Consider the following 19,726-nt stretch of genomic DNA (forward strand, 5'->3'; position numbering starts at 1 on the left):
GCACTAGGCCGGGACGACGTTGCAATGCTTGGTTAGCGCCTAGTCCTCACCCGTACACAAACTCCCCGCCATCCAGATTCGTCTTCGGGATCTCGTCCTTTTCGGTCCAGTAATCCTGGCTGTGCTGCCATTCCGGCTTGTCGCCGCGCTTGGGCAGCAGGTCCATGTTGCGCATCATGTAGCCGGGATTGAAGTTTTCCGGATCGATCCAGGGCAGGATCGGCATGTTGTGGTCTTCGGCGCGTAACTTGACCTCGACCTTCTTCTTGCCTTTGGCCTTCATGTGACCGAGCAGGCGGCAGACGAAGTCAGCGACGAGATCGACGCGCAGCGTCCAGCTGGCGCGGAAATAGCCGAAGACCCAGACCATGTTCGGCACGCCCGTGAACATCATGCCGCGATAGGTGACGGTGTCGCCGAAAGCGAGCGGCTTGCCGTCGACCTCGAAGGCGATGTCGCCGAGCGCCGCGAGATTGAAGCCGGTTGCGGTGACGATGACGTCGGCCTCAAGCAGCTTGCCGGATTTGAGCTGGATGCCGTTCTCAACGAAGAACTCGATCTCGTCGGTGACGACGGACGCCTTGCCGCTGGCGATGCCCTTGAACAGATCGGCATCGGGCACGAAGGCGATGCGCTGCCGCCACGGCCGGTAGCTCGGCGTGAAATGCGTGTCGACATCGTACTCCGGACCGAGCACTGCGCTGATCTGCCCGATCAGCTCCTTTTTCACCTGCTCGGGTTTTGACAAGCAAAGCTTGGTGAACGCGTCCTGCTCGAACAGGATCTTGCGGCGAACGATCTCGTGGATCCAGGCCTCGTCGACCTGCAGCCGGCGCAGCTCCTCCGCGATCTCGATGGCGTTGCGGCCGAGACGGAAATAGGTCGGCGAACGCTGCAGCATCGTGACATGCGCGCATTTGTCGGCAATGTTCGGCACCAGCGTCGCCGCCGTCGCGCCGGAGCCGATCACGACGACTTTCTTGTTCGCGAGGTCGATATCATCAGGCCAGGTCTGCGGATGAACGATGCGGCCCTTGAAGCGATCGGCACCTTTCCATTCCGGCGTATAGCCTTCCGAATGGCGGTAATAGCCCTGGCACATCCAGAGGAAGTTCGCAGTGAATGTTTTCGCTTCGCCGGTGTCGGTCGTCACCGCCTCGATAGTCCAGAGGTTTTGCTCGCTCGACCAGCTCGCCGAATTGATCTTGTGCTTGTAGCGGATATGCCGCGCGATATCGTTTTCGTCGATCACCTCGTTCATGTAGGCGAGGATTTCCTCGGCGGTCGCGATCGGCGGCCCGACCCAGGGCTTGAAGCTATAACCGAAGGTGTGGAGATCGCTGTCGGAGCGGATGCCGGGATAGCGATGCGTGGTCCACGTGCCGCCGAACGTCGCCTGCGTTTCCAGGATGACGAAGCTCGCACCCGGAAGCTGCTTGGTCATGTGATAGGCGCTGCCGATGCCCGAGATGCCGGCGCCGACGATCAGCACGTCGAAATGTTCAGAAGCCTGTTTGGCCGTGGCGTGACTGCGAACAGCGACATTCATTGTTGCTTCTATGCCTTGCTTGTTTTTGTGGCCGCCCTTGGTTGGGCGGCGCGTTTCCTCCGCGACGGACATGGTCGCCCATCGCGCTTCCGCTTCAAGATGACATAGATCGGGTCGCGGTCAAATCACAGCGCCGCACCCCAGCTCCGCGCGGTCTGCAAGATCCAGTCGCGATAGAGCGTGAGCGGCGTAACACCGGTCAGCCCGCCGCAGCCGGCGGCTCCGTTCGGCCCCGTGGACCAGCTGATGACGCCGACGAGCACGGATCCGGTCGGCTTGTCCTCGAACACGGGACCGCCGGAATCGCCGGTGCAGGCGCCAATTCCGTCGCGAACACCGTTGGTTACGGGGTCGACCAGCCGGATCTGGAGCGTGCCGGGCTGACCCGTCGCGACGAGGCCGGCAACACGCGTCGCGCCGCCACTCTTGCCCTCGCCACGCACGGTGACGCCGATACCGGCGACGACGAAGCGGCTGCCGACTTGGATCGGAATATTCGGCGCGCCGACGGGCACCGTCGATTTTCCCTTGAGTGGAATTTCCAGCTGCAGCAGCGCCACGTCGGCGGTAGCGCGATGCGCTTGCATTGCCTGCATGTTGAAATTCGGATGGATCGCGACGGTGCGGACATTCAGCAGTTGCGGCTGCCCGTCGGTGCCGCGATCGACGATCTTGTAGTCCGCGCCGGGTTGCACGCAGTGGGCGACGGTAAGCACCAGCTTTGGCGCAACGAGGGTGCCGGTACAGAAATTGCCGCGCGAGCCGACGATCGTGACGACGGCGCGCGCGACGCCATCGGCCTGGGGCGTGCCGCCACCAACGATGGCATAAGCGGGCGTGGCGAGCGGCAGCGCGATCGCAATGAGGGTTACGAGCTTCTTCATGGGAACACGCTTTGGTGTTGGCGTCGGTGACAGCATTAGGATGGCTTCGGACTGGCCCTTGCCGATAGCGCATGCTAGCGCTCTTGGAAAGGAATTGACGAGGGCGGGATCTTGACGATCGAGGCTGTGATCTTTGATTTTGGTGGCGTGCTGACGAGTTCGCCGTTTGAAGCGTTCACGCGGTTCGAGACAGAGCGTGGCCTGCCCATCGACATCATCCGGCGCACCAATGCCGCCAATCATCTGGAAAATGCCTGGGCCAAGTTCGAGCGCGCCGAGGTCGATATCGACACGTTCGACAGACTGTTCGCGACGGAATCGCTGGCGCTCGGCGCGGAGGTGCGCGGCCGCGACGTGCTGCCGCTGCTTCAGGGCGATCTGCGCCCCGAGATGGTCGAAGCGTTGAAGCGCATCAAGGCGCAATTCAAGACCGGCTGCATTACCAACAATCTGCCGGCCAATGCGATCGGCAGCATGACCGGGCGCTCACTCTATGTCGCCGAGGTGATGGTGCTGTTCGACCATGTCATCGAGTCCGCCAAAATCGGCCTGCGCAAGCCCGACCCGCGCATCTATCAGCTGATGGTCGAAACGCTGAAGGTCGATCCGAAGAATTGCGTCTATCTCGACGATCTCGGCGTCAATCTGAAGCCGGCACGCGAGATGGGCATGACGACGATCAAGGTCACCAGCGGCGCCCAGGCGATCGCCGGGCTCGAGGCCGCGACGGGATTGAAGCTGAGCTAGAGCGTCATTCTCCGTCATTGCGAGCTATCGCCGAGCCAGAACTACTCCGCCGCAGCTGCGATCCGCTCCGGAAACGCCGCGGCAAGTGAGGCGCGATCGGGCTTCAGCACGCCGCGCTCGGTGATGAGGCCGGTGATGAGCCGTGCCGGGGTCACGTCGAAGGCATAGTTCGCGACCGGCGAGCCCTCCGGCACGATGCGCACGGTCTCAAGCCTTCCGTCCGCGGTGCGGCCGGTCATGTCGGTGACTTCCGTGCCGCTGCGCTGCTCGATCGGGATGTCGCGGATGCCGTCATCAACGGCGAAATCGATCGTCGGCGACGGCAGCGCGACATAGAACGGCACATTATTGTCGTGAGCGGCGAGCGCCTTCAAATATGTGCCGATCTTGTTGCAGACATCGCCATTGGCGGCAACGCGATCGGTGCCGACGATGGCGAGATCGACCATGCCGTGCTGCATCAGATGCCCGCCGGTGTTGTCCGGAATCACCGTATGCGCCACGCCGTGATGGCCAAGCTCCCAGGCCGTGAGCGAGGCGCCCTGGTTGCGCGGCCGCGTCTCGTCGACCCAGACGTGGATCTTGATGCCGCGCTCGTGCGCCAGATAGATCGGCGCCGTCGCCGTGCCCCAGTCGACGGTCGCAAGCCAGCCGGCATTGCAATGGGTCAGCACATTGACGGTCTCGCCCGGCTTCTTCCTTGCGACGATCGCCTCGATGAGTTTCAGGCCGTTGCCGGCGATGCCGCGGTTGATCTCGACGTCCTGCTCGACGATCTCGTCGGCGCGCGCATAGGCGGCCTCCGCGCGCTCCAGTGCATCGATCGGCGCGAGGCTCGCGCGCATCTCGTCCAGGGCCCATTTCAGATTGATCGCGGTCGGCCGCGCCACCACGAGCGTGTCGTAGGCGCGCTTCAGGCCGGCGTCGGAAGCGTCCTCGCGCATCGCCAGCGCCATGCCGTAAGCTGCGGTCGCGCCGATCAGTGGCGCACCGCGCACCAGCATGTCGCGGATGGCGAGGGCCGCGTCCTCGCATGAGGTCAGCTTCGCAACGATGAACTCATGCGGCAGCCGGCGCTGGTCGATCGCTCCGACCGACCAGCCGTCGCGCTCACGCCAGATGCTGCGGAAATGCTTGCCGTCGACCTTCATGGGATTCTGCCTTTCGTATCACGTTCGCAGGATGCGCCCGGCCACCGCGTCGAGCTTCTTCAAGAGCTCGGGATCGCGCGCCTCGGGCGCGGTGATCAGCGCGGTATCGAGCGCGCGGTCCGAGCCGATCGGGCACGGCTCATGCTCGCGCGGGAAGTCTTTCGCCAGCCGCGCCACCAGCGCTTTTGCCTTGTCGGCGTTCGAGCTCAGAACGCGGATGATGTCCTGCACGGTGACGGCGTCGTGATCAGGATGCCAGCAATCGAAATCCGTCACCATCGCGACGGTGGCGTAGCAAAGCTCCGCCTCACGCGCGAGTTTCGCCTCGGGCATGTTGGTCATGCCGATTACGGAATAGCCAAGCGTCTTGTAGGTCATGCTTTCCGCATAGGTCGAGAATTGCGGTCCCTCCATGCAGACATAGGTGCCGCCGCGCGCAAACGCGATGCCCTCGGCTTCGGCCGCCGTGGCAAGGTGGATGCGCAGCCGCGGCGAGACCGGGTGCGCCATCGACACATGCGCGACGCATCCCCTCCCGAAGAACGAGCTCTCGCGTTTGTGGGTACGATCGACGAACTGGTCGACGAGAACGAAGGTTCCCGGCGGCAGTTCCTCCCTGAACGAGCCGCAGGCCGACAGCGAGATCAGGTCTGTGACCCCTGCGCGCTTGAGGACGTCGATATTGGCGCGATAATTGATGTCGGAGGGCGACAGCCGGTGGCCCTTGTCGTGGCGCGGCAGGAACACGATCGGCAGGCCGGCAATCGAGCCGCGCCGCAGGGGTGCCGACGGTTCACCCCAGGGACTCCTGATCACCTCTTCGCGAGCGTCCTCCAGCCCCGGCAGATCGTAGATGCCGGAGCCGCCGATGATGCCCAATACCGCCTGCGTCATGCCTGCTCCACCCCGTTCGCGCCATCGCGATTCCGTGGAGAAGCTATGCCAGTTTTACGTCGGTTTTGGAACGGGTGATGGGGTCAAGAGGTGCCGTCAGGAGAACGCGCGCCAGCACTCCCGGCTATGCCGCGGCCGCCGACCGCAGCTGGGTCGCGACCATGCGCTCCAGCGTCTCGACGGACTGGAAGTTCTCCGGTGTGATCTCGACCTGGGGAATCGTGAAGTCGAATTCGGCTTCGACGCCGAGCATCAGATTGACCATGTCCATCGAGGTCAGGCCGACGTCGACGAGCTTGGCCTGCGGCGTGACCTCAGCGGAGAGCGAGTTCTGCGCGAGGATGCCCTTCACCAGCTTGATGATGCGATTGCGCAACTCGGTATCGAAAGCCTGCATCGGTAAATTCCCATCTGTCGACAAAGGTCGGACCGGTTGCCGGCTACGATGGGCACGGCGGGCCGATCCCGCAATGGACGCCACCATTACTTCGCGTTTCTTAGTAAACGATGACTCAGATTGTTGGATTTCCGGCTTCTTACAGATCCCTAACGCGATCGCGGAAATCCGAACGAGGCAAACAACCCGAACTTAACTGTTCGTTCGGAATTGGGCTTTGTTTACCCTCTATTTCATCGACGAATTTGAATTAAATCCGTAGCCTCATCTCATAAGCAAAGATGGTCGAAGGAATCGCTCAAGCGGCATCGCGAATGATGCCGGCGATCCTGAACGGCAAACCGGAGGCGGACGATATGAACGTGCGTGAAGCAGTCCTCACTGTCGACGAGACGCAGACGAGCTTTCTCGAGCATGGTCCCTCTCTCATTGAGCGCGCCGCCCGCACCGCCACCGTGGCGGCTGCCGACGCAGACGGGGTCGATCGCGATGCCCGCTTCCCCCACAAGGCTTTCGAGGTTGCGCGTGAGCAGAAGCTGCTCGGCGTCATGATCCCGGCCGAGTTCGGCGGCTTCGGTGCCTCGATCCACGACGCCACCGACGTCTGCTACACGCTCGGACGCGCCTGCGCCTCCACGGCGATGATCTACGCCATGCACACCACGAAGGTCGCCTGCGTCGTCAGGCACGGCCACGGCATCCCCTGGATGGAAACCATGATGCGCCGGGTCGCACGCGACCAGTGGCTGCTCGCCTCCTCCACCACCGAAGGTCAGAACGGCGGCAACATCCGCGCTAGCGCCGCCGCCGTCGACGTCGCCGGCGACACTGTCTCGCTGCTGCGCGACGCCACCGTGATCTCCTACGGTGCCGAGGCCGACGGCCTCGTGACCATCGCCCGCCGCGCCACAGACGCTTCTGCGTCCGACCAGGTGCTGTTGGCGCTCGCCAGGGACGATTATTCGCTGAAGCGGACGCTGGGCTGGGAAACGCTCGGCATGCGCGGCACCTGCTCGACCGGTTTCGAGCTGAAGGTCGACTGCCCCACCGACCGCGTCTTCCCGGAATCCTACGACAAGATCCACGCCCAGACCATGACGCCGTTCGCGCATCTGTGCTGGTCCTCGGCCTGGGCTGGTATCGCTGCAGCCGCCGTTACCCGTGCGCAGGCCTTCGTCCGCAAGGCGGCCCGCACCTCGGGCGGACAGATGCCTCCGGCAGCCGCACATTTCACCGCCGCCAAGATGTCGCTGGCCAAGCTGCGGGCGCTGATATCGGCCAATATCGACGCCTTTGCTCTCGCCGAGCACGATGAACGCGCGCTCGGCTCGCTCGACTTCCAGTCTTCGATCACGCTTCTGAAGGTGCAGGCCTCGGAGCTCGCGGTCGAGACCGTGATGCATGCGATGCGCACCGCAGGCCTTTCCGGCTACCGCAATGACGGCGAGTTCACGATGGGCCGCCACCTGCGCGACGTGCTGTCGTCGCCGATCATGATCAACAACGACCGCATTCTGGCCAATGCCGCAACATCGACCCTGATGAGCGGCGTGCCGACAAGCCTTCGGGACTGACGAGCTTTCGAGACCGACGTGCCTTCGTTCAATAAGAATAATTTCAGATAGCAGGAAGCCGACAATGAACATTGCTGTTCTCCCCAACTCGCCTGAGACCGCGCCGCAGATCGCGGATCCGCTCGATCATCTCGCCGATAAGCTCTTTCATCCGATGGGCTCGGACGGCGTCTACGCCCGCACCGCGCTTTATGAGGGCATCGTCGAGCGGCTCGCCGCGCTGATCACGAGCCATCGCGAGGCCGGCACTGAGGTGATGCGCTTCCCGCCGGTGATGAGCCGATCTCAGCTTGAGAAGTCCGGCTACCTGAAGAGCTTTCCGAACCTGCTCGGCTGCGTCTGCAGCCTGCACGGCACCGAGCGCGAGATCAACGCCGCGGTAAGCCGCTTCGACGCCGGCGGTGACTGGACCAGCTCGCTCTCGCCGGCAGACCTCGTGCTGTCGCCGGCGGCCTGCTATCCCGTCTATCCGATCGCGGCGAGCCGCGGCCAGTTGCCGAAGGGTGGCCTGCGCTTCGACGTCGCCGCCGACTGCTTCCGCCGTGAACCGTCAAAACATCTCGACCGGCTGCAATCGTTCCGGATGCGGGAATATGTCTGCATCGGAAGCCCCGATGACGTGGCCGATTTCCGCGAGCGCTGGATGGTGCGCGCGCAGGCGATTGCGACCGATCTCGGTCTCACCTTCCGCGTCGACTATGCCAGCGATCCGTTCTTCGGCCGCGTCGGTCAGATGAAGGCCGTGAGCCAGAAGCAGCAGCAGCTCAAGTTCGAACTGCTGATCCCGCTGCGCTCGGAAGAGCAGCCGACCGCCTGCATGAGCTTCAATTATCACCGCGAGCATTTCGGCACGACGTGGGACATCAAGGACGCCAATGGCGAGCCGGCCCACACCGGCTGCGTCGCTTTCGGCATGGACCGGCTGGCGGTCGCCATGTTCCACACCCACGGCACCGACCCTTCCGCCTGGCCCGCCAAGGTGCGGGAGATCATGGGCCTGCAGCCGCAGATCGCGGCCGATGCCCACGGCGAAGGCTGGCGCTAACGGAACGAGGCCGGTCATTTCCACGGGAAAGACGAGCGTGATCCACACCAAGGTCCGATGCCGCGAGATCACCGAGTCCGACGTCGATGCGGTCGCGGACTTGCTGACGCGCGGCTTCGTCGGGCGCTCGCGCGGCTATTGGATCCAAGGCCTGCGCCGGCAAGCCTTCCGACCGGTACCGGATGGCTACCCGCGCTTCGGCTACATGCTCGACAATGACGGCACGCCGGTCGGCGTGCTGCTGCTGATCTACACGGCGCGGAGGGACGGCGATGAGACCGCCATCCAGTGCAATTTGTCGAGCTGGTACGTCGATCCGGCCTACCGCAACTACGCCCCGCTCCTGACCAAGATCGCGCAGCGGCACAAGGACGTCACCTATCTCAACATCAGCCCGGCGCCGTGGACCTGGCCGATTATCGAGACGCAGGGCTTTCGCGCCTATTGCAGGGGTATATTCTTCTCCGTGCCTGCGCTGGCGCGCGTCCCACGCTGGAGCAAGATCGAGGTCATCTCGCAGCACGCCAAAACGATCGACGGGCTTTCCGATGCCGAGACCGAGCTCTTGACGCGGCATGCGCGCTACAATTGCCTCAGCCTCGTCTGCCGCACGCCGAAGGGAGCGTTCCCCTTCATCCTGCAACCGGTGCGCATCCGCCGTGGCATCATTGCGCCGCCCGCGATGAAGCTGATCTACTGCCGCAACGCGGCCGAGTACACCGAATGCGCGGGCCGCATCGGCCGGCTGCTGCTGCGGCTCGGCAAGATCGCGGTCGCCGTCGATTCCAACGGCTCCGTTCCCGGCCTCGTCGGCATCTACACCGAGCGTCGCGGCCGCAAATATTTCAAGGGCCCGCACCGGCCGCAGCTCGCCGATCTCACGGATACGGAACTCGTGCTGTACGGGCCGTAGGCCCGTTTGGACCAGACATTCGATGTCCATCCGGGCCTAAGGCGCAATTGCGCAGGCCGACCGGCGCGACGCTACCTTGCACCCCCCTCCACATTGGCAGCATCTCTGCATCACGGTCACCCTCCGTAAACTACGGCGCTTAAGGGAATTTTCCCGCCTGTTCGCTAGCCTCGGCGGCTGAATTGCCCTGCGTTAAGTCTATTGCCCGCCGAGACCCCGCCGCCCCATGACGTCGATCCGCGACAACGAGCTTGATGCACGCCGCGAGCAGGGCCCGAAGGCCCTGGTCGGGCTGAGCCAGCTTGCACTCGACCACATGGAACAGGGTGTCTGCGTCTACGATGCCGGCAACCGGATCGTGCTGGTCAATCAGCGCTATCTCAGCCTGTTCAACATGTCGGCCGAAATCGTGCGGGTCGGCACGAGCTACCGCGACGTGCTCGCCCACAGTGTGGCCCTCGGCAACATCCCCGCGGGGGAAGTCGACGCACTCTATGCCGCGCGCCTGGCGCGGATCGCAGCCGGCCAGCCGTTCCGGACTCAACAGACACTCGCGAGCGGCCTCGTCATGGCGCTCGAGCTGAAGCCGCTTCCCGGCGGCGGCTGGATGACGATCTGCGACGACGTCAGCCGCCTCGCCCGGCTCGAGGCGGAGCTGCGCGTGCAGACCGAGCGCAGCCAGCACGCGCTCGCCAACATGGCGCACGGCTTGATCATGTACGATGCCGACAGCCGCGTCGTCGTCTGCAACGAACGTTTCCTGAATCTCTATAACCTCGACCCGGAAATCGTGAAGCCGGGCGTCTCGCATTGTACGGTCATCGAGCATTGGATGTCGCGCGGCAACCTGCCGGGCATGCCGGGCGAGGAATTCCACGACACCAGGCTGGAGGACGTGCGCACCAGGAAGGAGAAAACCCTGCTGGTGATGCGCTATGACGGAAGGATGGTGCAGGTGGTTTCCCGTTTTCTGCCCGACGGCGGCTGGGTGACGGTGCACGAAGACGTCACCGAGCGGCTGCAATACGAGGAGATGCTGAGGCACCAGAACTTCATGCTCGATGCGGCGTTGGAGAACATGGCGCACGGACTCGCCTTCTACGACAGCGAGATGCGCCTGCGCGTCTGCAACACCACCTACCGGAAGATCTATCGGCTCTCGCCGGAGGAAGCCAAGCCGGGCACGCATCTCGGCGAACTGATCGAACGCTCGATGGCAAACGGCGCGTTCTCTTCCGAGTATAGCCCGCGACACCTCCTGGAGGCCGCCAGCGCAAGGATCGCCGACCGCAACTCCTCGCCGATACGCCGACGGATGTCGAACGGCACCACGATCTCGGTGCGCTATTGCGCCCTGGCCGAGGGTGGTTTTGTGGCCACCTACGAGGACATCACCGAGCGCGAGCACGCAGTCGAGCAGTTGAGCGAGCAGTATCGGCGGTTCGACGCGGCCCTGAACAACATGAGCCAGGGCCTGTGCATGCTCGATTTGAGCTTGCGCGTCATCGTCTGCAATCGGCGCTACATCGAGATGTACGGACTGTCGCCCGAATTGGTGAAGCCGGGTGTGTCGATGCGCGAGATCATGGAGCACAGCTGCGAGCTCGGCATCCATCCAAACACCACCGCCGCGCGGCTCTATGCCGACTATGTCGAGAGGCTGCGCGAGGGCGAGCACACACTGCACCGCTATTTGGGCGACGGCCGCATCATCAAGCTCAATCACAAGCGAATGGAGCATGGCGGCTGGGTCGTCACCTATGAGGACGTTACCGAGCGCCACAAGGCCCAGGCCCGCGTTGCGCATATGGCGCGGCACGATTCGCTCACCGACCTGCCCAACCGCACGCTGTTCCGCGAGAAGATGGGCGAGGGGCTGAACCAGGTCGCAATCGCAGGTGGCGCGATGGCCGTGCTGTGCTTCGACCTCGATAATTTCAAGACCGTCAACGACCGCCTCGGACACGCGGCCGGCGACCGGCTGTTGCGCTGGGTCGCGGCGCGGCTGCAGGAGAATGTCGGCGAGCACGACACCGTCGCGCGGCTCGGTGGCGACGAGTTCGCGGTTCTCCAGCGCGGACCGCAGCCGCAATCGGCGGAAAGGCTCGCACGCCGCCTGGTGGAGATCATCGGTCACCCGCCGCCGCTGGAGAACCAGTCGATCCATGTCGGCGTCTCCGTCGGCATCGCAATCGCTCCCGATCACGGGCTCGATGCCGACGAGCTGATGAAATGCGCCGACCTCGCGCTGTACCAGGCCAAGGCCAAGGGGCGCGGCGCCTATCAGCTGTTCGAGCCCAAAATGGAGGAAGAGGCGCGCAGCCGGCACGCGCTCGAGCACGATCTGCGCGGCGCGCTGGAGGCCCGTGAATTCCACCTGGCGTTCCAACCGCAGGTGCGGCTCGACACCACCGAACTTACCGGCTTCGAGGCGCTGCTGCGCTGGAAACATCCCTCGCGCGGCCTCGTCCCGCCGGCCGAATTCATTCCGATTGCGGAAGAGAACGGGCTGATCGTTCCGATCGGAGAGTGGGTGCTGCGCACAGCCTGCGCGACCGCCGCGACCTGGCCCGATCTCACGGTCGCGGTGAACCTGTCCCCGGTGCAATTCCGCTCGCGCGGGCTGGTGACGATGGTGACGAGCGCGCTTGCGGAGGCCGGCTTGCCGCCGCATCGGCTCGAGCTCGAGGTCACCGAGACGGCTCTGCTCGACGACAGCGAGGCCACGATCGAGATCCTGCACCAGCTCCGCGCGTTGGGAGTGCGCGTCAGCCTCGACGATTTCGGCGTCGGTTATTCTTCGCTGAGCTATTTGCGCAAGTTTCCGTTCGACCGCATCAAGATCGACCGCTCCTTTGTCGGCACGCTCGGCGAAAGTCCGGAGAGTGTGGCGATCGTCCGCACCATCGCCAGCCTCGGCTCGGTGCTCGGCGTCGAGACCACGGCGGAAGGCGTGGAGACGATTGAACAACTCGACTTCGTTCGCGAATGCGGCTGCACCGCCGTTCAGGGATATTATTTCGGCAAGCCCTGCCCGGCCGCGGAAGTCGGACGCATGATCGAGACGCTGAGCGCAGTCCGCCGCGTGGCGTAAGGGCTCAGCCGAAGCCAATTCCGTATCTCGGTACGCCTCCAAACGACCAATTGTCGCACGTGCGCTTTTCGGCGAGATCACCGTATCGCGCCCGCGCAATGCGCTTTTCTTCTCCCATGATTTCGGGGACAATCCCGTCATAACAATGAGAAACGGCGGCCCGAACGAGGCCACCGCGAGGGAGGAGTTTCGATGTCTCGATACGGGCTGAAGACCTTTGCCATTGCCGCCATGCATGCCGTCGTGAGCGCGCTGCTCGCAACCGCCGCGGGTGCACAGGATTATCCCATCAAACCGGTAACGCTGATCGTTCCATGGCCGGCCGGCGGATCGACCGACATCTCGATGCGCGCGATCGCCGACAGCGCGTCCAAGGTCCTGGGGCAGCCCATCGTGATCGACAACAAAGCCGGTGGCGGCGGCACGGTTGGACCAGCCACCATGGCCGCGGCTGCGAAGCCGGACGGCTACACCATCTCACAGCTTCCGATCACCGTCTTCCGCCTGCCCCCGATGCAGGAGGTCTCGTGGGATCCGGCAAAGGATTTTACCTACATCATACATCTCACCGGCTACACCTTTGGCGTAACCACCAGCGCGGAGTCGCAATTCAAGTCCTGGAAAGACGTGGTCGAGTTCGCGAAGGCAAATCCGGGCAAGGTGACCTACGCGACGCCCGGCACCGGCACCTCGCTTCATATCGGCATGGAGCAGATCGCCGCGATGTCCGGCATCAAGCTCACGCAGGTGCCGTTCAAGGGCGGGGCAGAGACCAACGCCGCGGTACTCGGCCAGCACACCATGCTGCAGGCCGACTCCACAGGTTGGCGACCCTTGGTCGACGCCGGAAAGCTGAAGCTTCTCATGGTGTGGACCGGCGCGCGATCACCGAACTATCCTGACGTGCCGACGCTGAAGGAACTCGGCTATCCCATGGTCTATGATTCCCCGTTCGGCATCGCCGGCCCCAAGGGCATGGATCCCAAGATCGTCGCCAAGCTGCACGACGCCTTCAAGAAGGCAGTCGAGGATCCCGCAGTGATTGCCACGCTCGCCAAATACGACATGGTGCCGAGCTACAAGAATACCGAGGACTACAAGAAGTTCGTCGTCGAGGTTACGGAATCGGAGCGCAAGGTGATCGATACGCTCGGGCTTGCGAAGAAGTAGTATTGAGCCACTTTCGTGTTCCGGGCGTGGTGCAGCGCTTCTCCAGCGCTGCACCACAGAGCCGGGATCTACCTTTGCCACGCATCTATCGATCCCGGATCTGCAGCGCACCGCTTCGCGCCGCATAGCGTCCCGGCACGGCCGAGAGGTATTGATGAACGACCAAACCACCGTCAAACTCCGCCTCAACAACTCCGAACTCTGGGGTGGGTTGATCGGGCTCGCACTCGGCGGCTTCGTGATCTGGCAAGGCTTAAAGCTCAAGCTCGGCACCATCAACGACCCTGGCTCCGGCTACGTGCTTTTCTACACGGGCATCCTGATGTGCGTGTTCGCGGCCAGCATTATCATCTCGGCCATCACCGAGGGCGGACCAACGCTGGCTTCGCGCTGGCAGAACGTGAGCTGGAGCAAGCCGTTACTCGTCATCGTCTGCCTTACCGCGTTTTCCTTTGCCCTTGAGCCGCTGGGATTCCTGCTGTCATCGATCCCGCTCATGCTGCTTTTGTTGCGCTTGATCGATCCCTTGCGGTGGACATTGGCGATGCCGATCGCCGCTCTGGCACCGCTCGGCATGTGGTGGATGCTCAAGCGACTGCTGCTGATCCAGTTACCCTCCGGCCTATTCGGGATCGGCTGATCGCATGGATACGCTTCTCAACGTCGCGCATGGGTTTGGCGTCGCTCTCCTGCCGATCAACCTGCTCTACTGCTTCATCGGCGTCTTCATCGGCACGCTGGTCGGCGTGCTGCCGGGCATCGGGCCGATCTCGGCGATGTCTCTGTTGCTTCCGGTGACACTGTCAGGAACGCCGGAATCCGGCATCATCATGATGGCGGGAATCTATTACGGCTCGATGTATGGCGGCTCGACGACCTCAATCCTGGTCAACATTCCCGGCGAGGCGGCTTCCGTCGTGACCTGTATTGACGGCCACCAGATGGCGAAGCAGGGTCGTGCCGGCCCCGCGCTGGGCATCTCAGCCTTCGGCTCGTTCATCGCCGGCACATTTTCACTCGTTGCACTGATGCTGGTGGCGCCTCGGCTCGCCAACATCGCCATCGCGTTCGGCCCTGCCGAATATTTCAGCCTGATGGTGCTCGGCCTCGTCGTGCTCACCTTCCTCACGCAGGGATCGATGCCGAAAGCGCTTCTGATGGCATGTATCGGCGTCGTGCTCGGACTGATCGGGCTCGACAGCATCACCGCGCAGCCGCGGCTGACATTCGGCCGCATGGAGCTGATCGACGGCATAGGACTGGTCCCCGTCGTGATGGGCCTGTTCGGCGTCGCCGAGGTGCTGCTCAATACCGAGCAGGTGATCAAACGCGACATCATCAACGCCAAAATCACGCAGCTGCTGCCCAACAAGGCCGATTGGCAGGCGAGCGCCGGCCCGGTGGCGCGCGGCACGTTACTTGGCTTGCTGCTCGGCATTCTCCCGGGCGGCGGCGCGGTGGTGGCCTCGTTCGCGTCCTATGCGCTGGAGAAGCGGCTGTCGAAGACGCCGGAGCGCTTCGGCCATGGCGCAATCGAGGGCGTAGCGGGTCCCGAATCCGCCAACAACGCGGCGGCCGGCGGCGCGTTCATTCCGCTGATGACCTTGGGCATCCCGCCGAATGTGGTGATGGCACTGCTGCTCGGCGCCTTCGTCATCCACGGCCTGCAACCGGGGCCGCTACTGATCACGCAAAACCCCGGCCTGTTCTGGGGCATCGTCGCCAGCATGTATATCGGCAACGTCATGCTGCTGATCCTCAATCTGCCGCTGATCGGCATGTGGGTGCAGCTGCTCAAGTTGCCCTACAACATCCTGTTCCCGCTGATTATCCTGTTCACGATCCTGGGCGTTTACTGCTCGAGCAACAATGTGTTCGACGTCTACGTGATGATCGCGTTCGGGATCATCGGCTATTTCATGCGCAAGCTCGGCTTCGAGCCCGCGCCGCTGGTGCTGGCGTTCGTGCTGGGACCGATGATGGAGAACAATCTGCGCAAGTCGCTGATCCTGTCGCAGGGCGACCTCTGGACCTTCGTGCAGCGGCCGATCTCGGCAGCGTGTCTTGCGCTCGCGCTGGTGCTGCTGATGGCGCCGCTATTACCCGCGCTGCGTAAGAAGCGCGAGCTCGTGGCGCTGGATGAGGGCGCGTGAGGGATTGGCAGGTGTCTCAGCCTGCCGCGGGCAGCACGTTATCCGGCGGCGCGCCCCAGGGGCGGTCGGCTGAGGCGAGCCCGATCAGGCGGCCCTGGATGTAGTCGCAGCCCCAGTCGCGCAGCATGTTCGCAGCTTCTTCGTCCTGCACCCATTCGGCCACCGTCTTGATGTCGAGGCGGCGGGCGAGGTCGATCAGGGTCTGCACGAAGGCGCGGTCGTCGGCGGAACGGGTGATGTTCTGCACGAAGGCACCGTCGATCTTCACGATGTCCACGCCCAGCTTGCGCAGATTGCGGAACGAGGTGTAGCCGGCGCCGAAATCGTCGATGGCGATGCGGCTGCCGAAATTCTTCAGCCGGGTGACGAAGCCGCGCACATCGTCGATGTCCTGGATCGCGACGGTTTCGGTGATCTCGACGATCAGCCGCTCGGCAACGCCGGGATGGGCACGCATCAGCGATTCGATTCCCGCCCACCAATCCGGATCCATGGTGGTGTCGGGCGAGATGTTGAGGCTGAGGCAGATGTCCGGCGCGGCCGCGAGCTCGGCGACCACGAGCTCGAGCACCCGGTGATCGACCAGGCGGATCAGGCCGAGGCGTTCCGCAACCGGCACGATGTCGGGCGCGAGCAGCACCTGGCCGTCGCCCTGGTCCATCCGCACCAGGCATTCGTGAAAGGCGCAGTCGCGCGAAAGGGCGGCAACTACCGGCTCATAGGCAAGCTTGATGCGGCGCTCATTCAGTGCGGTGACGATCTCGTCGGTGACGCGGATGTTGACGCGGCGCTGGGCGTCGCGCGCGGCATCCGGGCGCCAGGCTGCGAACGAGCCGACGCGGCGTTGTTTCGCGGTGTCCAGGGTCTCGTGGGCGCGATTGACGGCTTCATCGGCGTTGCGGGCATAGCGCGGCACGCTGACCGCGCCGATCGAGGCGGTGACCGACACCGGTCCGGATTTGGTCGGCACCACCTCGTCGCGAATGCCGGCGAGGAAACGTTCGGCAGCCACGTTCATGTCATCGACGGTGCAGTTCTTCAGGATCAGGCCGAACTTGTTGCCGGAGAAGCGGCCGAGCACGTCGCCGCCGCGCAAGCGCGCGCGAATGCGCGTGGCGACGTCGAGGATCACGGCGTCGGCAACGTCGAAGCCGAAGGCCTCGTTGACACGCGCGAGATGATCGATGCCGACCAGCATGAAGGCCGCGGTCGAGCGGAAACGGGTCGTCTCCTCGATGGCCTCGGCCAGCGCGGCGATCAGATGCGAGCGATTGAGCTCGCCGGTCAGCGGATCGAGCCGGGCCAGCTTCGTCAGTTCCTCGTCGCGGGCATGGCGTTCATTGTTGATGCGGACGGAGCCGATCGCACGCACCGGGCGACCGTCGGGGCCGGCGAACCAGCGGCCGGTCTCCTCGATCCAGACCATGGGATCGGCGGCGCTCATGCGCACGCCGTACTCGACCCGGTAGGGCGTGCCGTCGGCGCCATGCACGGCTGAGGTCTGCGCCAGCGCGGCGGTCCGCATTGATTGCGCGGGCTCGATCAGCCTGGCGAATTCGGCGCCGGTGGCCAGCCGTTCGGCGGGAATTCCGGGAAAGATGGCGCTGACCTGCTCACCCCAGACGATGGCATCGCTGGCGATGTCCCAGGCGAACACGGCCTGGCCGAGGGCAGCCAGGATGTCGGAGGCTTGCGGCAATGCGGGGGTCAAAATCGCCTCGTTTCGGGACAGCGGGGAGTCCTGAGCCGGCACAGGATAAAGCCAGATTCGCCATTGACCCTAGGCAAAGTTGATAAACAATTTGGAAACCACGTTTCCTCGCTCGCAGGAACCGAAGCGGCTCACCCGGCATAGGCCTTGCGAGTACATGACACGCACCGGCGCCAGCGTCTCGAAACGCGACAATCTAGGCCGGTCAACGGTGATTGCGATGTTGAGTACTGGTCAACTGGACGTGGCGGACAACGGCACAGGCTCGGCCCTGGTGCCGCTGATGCCAGTTTTGCAGTGGGTCCACAAGGCCCCGCTGCCACGCCCCGATCCCAGCTTCGTCGCCCAGCTCATCGCCAATGCCGAGCATCTGCCCCAGGCGAGCCGGCTCCGCCGCGCTTCTTCCGAGGATGCGCAGGTCGCCTATGGCAGCAAGCGCCCGCTTCCGAGCGTTAGCGCGCGCACGCGGCAGGTGGCTTGAATCAGCGCGGCGCGTCGGGAGACGGCTGGGTGCCGTTGCCCGGCTGCAAATGAGGCGAGGGAATTTCCGGCGAGGGCGCACTCACAGGCTTCGGCGCCGGGTGATCCATCAGCACGGATTCGGCGACCGATTGTGCCGTGGGCGCGGGCGGCTCCGCCGGAGCTGGTCGCGGAGCGGACACTGGCTCGAACTTGGGCTCGAACTCATCCGCCGGCGTCTCGGCCTGGCGCTTGGTCTTGCGGGGCGCCGGCACCGTCGTTTCGGCGACATAAGCGACGCGGCGGCGGGTGCGCTGGGCGATGCCGCCGAGGAAATCGGCCATCGCGAGCAGCACCAGAAGGAAATAGGTGGAGTTGCCGAATTTCGGCCACATCACGAATTCGGCCGCAGCCGCGCCGAACACGATCAGCGACAGCAGATGATCCATCAGGAATTTCGAGCCGGGCCGCGCGCCCTTGACCACTTCGAGCAGCAGCAGCACGATACCTAGCGCGAGCATCACGTCGGCGAGCGTGACCGGCCAGGCCTCGCCCGTGATCATCGGCACTTTGAACAGCACGTCCGCAAAGGACACGCTCGGCATCAGGAATGCGATGATGTTGTAGACCGCGAGCGGGATCAGGAGCAGCGGGAAACCGACCATCGGCGAAATGCCTTCTCGATCAAGATATCCAGACAGGACAATGCGGCGGCGATGCATTCGCTCCGCCGCCGTCACTGTCATATCTCATGGGTGGGCCGAAATCAGGCAGGCCCGATCGTCCTGCCCACAGAAAGGTCCCGAACTCAGGACTCTTTCTTCTTCAGGACCTGACGGCCCTTGTACATGCCGGTCTTGAGGTCGAGATGGTGCGGACGACGCAGTTCGCCGGAATCCTTGTCTTCCACATAGGTCGGCTTCTTGATGGCGTCTGCCGAGCGGCGCATGCCACGACGGGACGGCGAGGTTTTTCTTCTCGGAACGGCCATTTCAATATCCTCTAGGGATTGGTGTTTTGGGGCATCGTCCGCGAGGGGACGGCTCAGCACCCGCAAACCGAGGCGAGCTGAATGCCGGTCAAGGCCGGGCTTATAGAGGAAGGCCTGCCTTAAATCTAGGGCTCTGGGCCGGAAAATGCGCCCGAAAAGGACCGGAAATCAGCGATTCTCCCGCCAGCAGGTCGAAAGTGAACTCGCCTGCGCTCGCGCCACATAGGTCCCGGCCAGCCGCCGGACACCCGGTCCCGGCGTCCTGGCGCTGCGTTTGACCGGATTCGGCAGGATAGAGGCTAGAAGCGCGGCCTCCCGGGGGGAGAGGTTCGCCGCCGACTTGCCGAAGGCATAGGCGCTGGCGGCCTCGGCCCCAAACTGGCTCTGCGGGCCGAGCTCGGCGATGTTGAGGTAAATCTCCAGGATCCGTGCCTTGGGCAGGACGAGATCGATCCACAGCGCCAACGGGAATTCCAGCGCCTTCCGGACGAAGTCCCGCCCCTGCCAGAGGAACAGGTTTTTCGCCACCTGCTGGGTGATGGTGGAAGCGCCCCGGAACGGGGTGCCGTCCTCCTTCGCATCGTCGATCGCCTCACGCAGCGCACCCCAGTCGATGCCGTGATGCTTGCAAAAATGGGCGTCCTCGGCCGCCACCACCGAGCGTGGCAGCGAGGGCGACATCGCCGCCAGATCGATCCATTCCCGCTGCATCGGCGCACCCCGCAGCGAGCGCCAGATCATCAGCGTCGAAACGGGATGGCCGGCACGGTAGAACGGCGCGACGACATAGGGCGCGAGAGCCGCGACCGCGAGCACCAGGAGAAGGGTTTTGACGACGCGCAAATCAACCTTTCCGGCGCAGAACGAAACGCGGCCACGGGCCCGGCATTAAGTCTGTGATAATTCGGGCCTTTTCCAGCACTTTTTAGGCCTTCCAAACGATTGACTGAGGCGGGCGCATAAAGGATTGTCCCGCCGAATTTTAGTTCTGGAG

18 protein-coding genes are annotated in these 19,726 nt (G+C 63.9%); 9 read left to right on the forward strand and 9 right to left on the reverse strand.

Features of this window, described 5'->3' with window-relative positions; genetic code table 11:
- Positions 1 to 46 precede the first annotated feature (46 nt).
- Both IVB42_RS07445 and IVB42_RS07450 read right to left on the reverse strand, forming a co-directional pair.
- Positions 47 to 1,549 (reverse strand): NAD(P)/FAD-dependent oxidoreductase, encoded by a 1,503-nt coding sequence (locus IVB42_RS07445; protein WP_247398903.1) that lies wholly within the window; start codon positions 1,547 to 1,549, stop codon positions 47 to 49.
- 125 nt (positions 1,550 to 1,674) lie between these two features.
- Positions 1,675 to 2,433, reverse strand: coding sequence for a trypsin-like serine protease (locus IVB42_RS07450; protein WP_018455937.1), 759 nt, complete (start codon positions 2,431 to 2,433; stop codon positions 1,675 to 1,677).
- A 111-nt stretch (positions 2,434 to 2,544) separates the two neighbouring features.
- Between IVB42_RS07450 and IVB42_RS07455 the strand changes: the two genes are divergently transcribed.
- Positions 2,545 to 3,180, forward strand: a complete 636-nt coding sequence (locus IVB42_RS07455) for an HAD-IA family hydrolase (protein ID WP_018455936.1) — start codon at positions 2,545 to 2,547, stop codon at positions 3,178 to 3,180.
- Positions 3,181 to 3,221: 41 nt separating this feature from the next.
- Here IVB42_RS07455 and mtnA read toward each other — a convergent pair whose 3' ends face one another.
- The 3 genes from mtnA to IVB42_RS07470 all read right to left on the reverse strand — a co-directional run bounded on the left by mtnA (position 3,222) and on the right by IVB42_RS07470 (position 5,622).
- Positions 3,222 to 4,331, reverse strand: coding sequence for an S-methyl-5-thioribose-1-phosphate isomerase (gene mtnA, locus IVB42_RS07460; protein ID WP_018455935.1), 1,110 nt, complete (start codon positions 4,329 to 4,331; stop codon positions 3,222 to 3,224).
- Positions 4,332 to 4,349: 18 nt separating this feature from the next.
- Entirely contained in the window at positions 4,350 to 5,225 is an 876-nt protein-coding gene (locus tag IVB42_RS07465) for an S-methyl-5'-thioadenosine phosphorylase (protein ID WP_018455934.1), read from the reverse strand.
- 124 nt (positions 5,226 to 5,349) lie between these two features.
- Positions 5,350 to 5,622, reverse strand: a complete 273-nt coding sequence (locus tag IVB42_RS07470; protein ID WP_018455933.1) for a phosphopantetheine-binding protein — start codon at positions 5,620 to 5,622, stop codon at positions 5,350 to 5,352.
- Positions 5,623 to 5,978: 356 nt separating this feature from the next.
- Between IVB42_RS07470 and IVB42_RS07475 the strand changes: the two genes are divergently transcribed.
- The 7 genes from IVB42_RS07475 (at position 5,979) to IVB42_RS07505 (ending at position 15,571) form a co-directional block, all read left to right on the forward strand.
- Positions 5,979 to 7,196 (forward strand): acyl-CoA dehydrogenase family protein, encoded by a 1,218-nt coding sequence (locus IVB42_RS07475; protein WP_026233057.1) that lies wholly within the window; start codon positions 5,979 to 5,981, stop codon positions 7,194 to 7,196.
- Positions 7,197 to 7,260: 64 nt separating this feature from the next.
- A complete protein-coding gene (locus IVB42_RS07480) occupies positions 7,261 to 8,241 on the forward strand; it encodes an amino acid--[acyl-carrier-protein] ligase (RefSeq protein WP_018455931.1) in 981 nt (326 codons plus the stop codon).
- Between the two features lie 37 nt (positions 8,242 to 8,278).
- Complete coding sequence (locus IVB42_RS07485; RefSeq protein ID WP_026233056.1) at positions 8,279 to 9,154, forward strand: hypothetical protein; 876 nt, start codon at positions 8,279 to 8,281, stop codon at positions 9,152 to 9,154.
- A 226-nt stretch (positions 9,155 to 9,380) separates the two neighbouring features.
- Positions 9,381 to 12,248, forward strand: coding sequence for a PAS-domain containing protein (locus IVB42_RS07490; protein WP_247469937.1), 2,868 nt, complete (start codon positions 9,381 to 9,383; stop codon positions 12,246 to 12,248).
- Positions 12,249 to 12,440: 192 nt separating this feature from the next.
- Positions 12,441 to 13,418 (forward strand): tripartite tricarboxylate transporter substrate binding protein, encoded by a 978-nt coding sequence (locus IVB42_RS07495; protein ID WP_247398901.1) that lies wholly within the window; start codon positions 12,441 to 12,443, stop codon positions 13,416 to 13,418.
- Between the two features lie 154 nt (positions 13,419 to 13,572).
- Complete coding sequence (locus IVB42_RS07500) at positions 13,573 to 14,058, forward strand: tripartite tricarboxylate transporter TctB family protein (RefSeq protein WP_085349786.1); 486 nt, start codon at positions 13,573 to 13,575, stop codon at positions 14,056 to 14,058.
- A gap of 4 nt (positions 14,059 to 14,062) precedes the next feature.
- The gene (locus IVB42_RS07505) at positions 14,063 to 15,571 is read left to right on the forward strand and encodes a tripartite tricarboxylate transporter permease (protein WP_018455927.1); all 1,509 of its coding nucleotides are present in this window, start codon (positions 14,063 to 14,065) and stop codon (positions 15,569 to 15,571) included.
- Between the two features lie 16 nt (positions 15,572 to 15,587).
- Here IVB42_RS07505 and IVB42_RS07510 read toward each other — a convergent pair whose 3' ends face one another.
- On the reverse strand, positions 15,588 to 17,282 hold the full coding sequence (locus IVB42_RS07510) for a bifunctional diguanylate cyclase/phosphodiesterase (protein ID WP_026233055.1): 1,695 nt from the start codon (positions 17,280 to 17,282) through the stop codon (positions 15,588 to 15,590).
- Positions 17,283 to 17,502: 220 nt separating this feature from the next.
- Between IVB42_RS07510 and IVB42_RS07515 the strand changes: the two genes are divergently transcribed.
- A complete protein-coding gene (locus IVB42_RS07515; RefSeq protein WP_026233054.1) occupies positions 17,503 to 17,763 on the forward strand; it encodes a hypothetical protein in 261 nt (86 codons plus the stop codon).
- Between the two features lies 1 nt (position 17,764).
- Here IVB42_RS07515 and IVB42_RS07520 read toward each other — a convergent pair whose 3' ends face one another.
- The 3 genes from IVB42_RS07520 to mtgA all read right to left on the reverse strand — a co-directional run bounded on the left by IVB42_RS07520 (position 17,765) and on the right by mtgA (position 19,575).
- A complete protein-coding gene (locus tag IVB42_RS07520; RefSeq protein ID WP_026233053.1) occupies positions 17,765 to 18,406 on the reverse strand; it encodes a hypothetical protein in 642 nt (213 codons plus the stop codon).
- Between the two features lie 143 nt (positions 18,407 to 18,549).
- Positions 18,550 to 18,732 (reverse strand): 50S ribosomal protein L32, encoded by a 183-nt coding sequence (rpmF, locus tag IVB42_RS07525; RefSeq protein WP_007598106.1) that lies wholly within the window; start codon positions 18,730 to 18,732, stop codon positions 18,550 to 18,552.
- A gap of 168 nt (positions 18,733 to 18,900) precedes the next feature.
- Positions 18,901 to 19,575, reverse strand: a complete 675-nt coding sequence (gene mtgA / locus IVB42_RS07530) for a monofunctional biosynthetic peptidoglycan transglycosylase (RefSeq protein ID WP_018455922.1) — start codon at positions 19,573 to 19,575, stop codon at positions 18,901 to 18,903.
- Positions 19,576 to 19,726 lie beyond the last annotated feature (151 nt).

Source organism: Bradyrhizobium sp. 45 (genome assembly GCF_023073155.1).
In the GTDB taxonomy this organism is placed as follows: domain Bacteria; phylum Pseudomonadota; class Alphaproteobacteria; order Rhizobiales; family Xanthobacteraceae; genus Bradyrhizobium; species Bradyrhizobium canariense_D.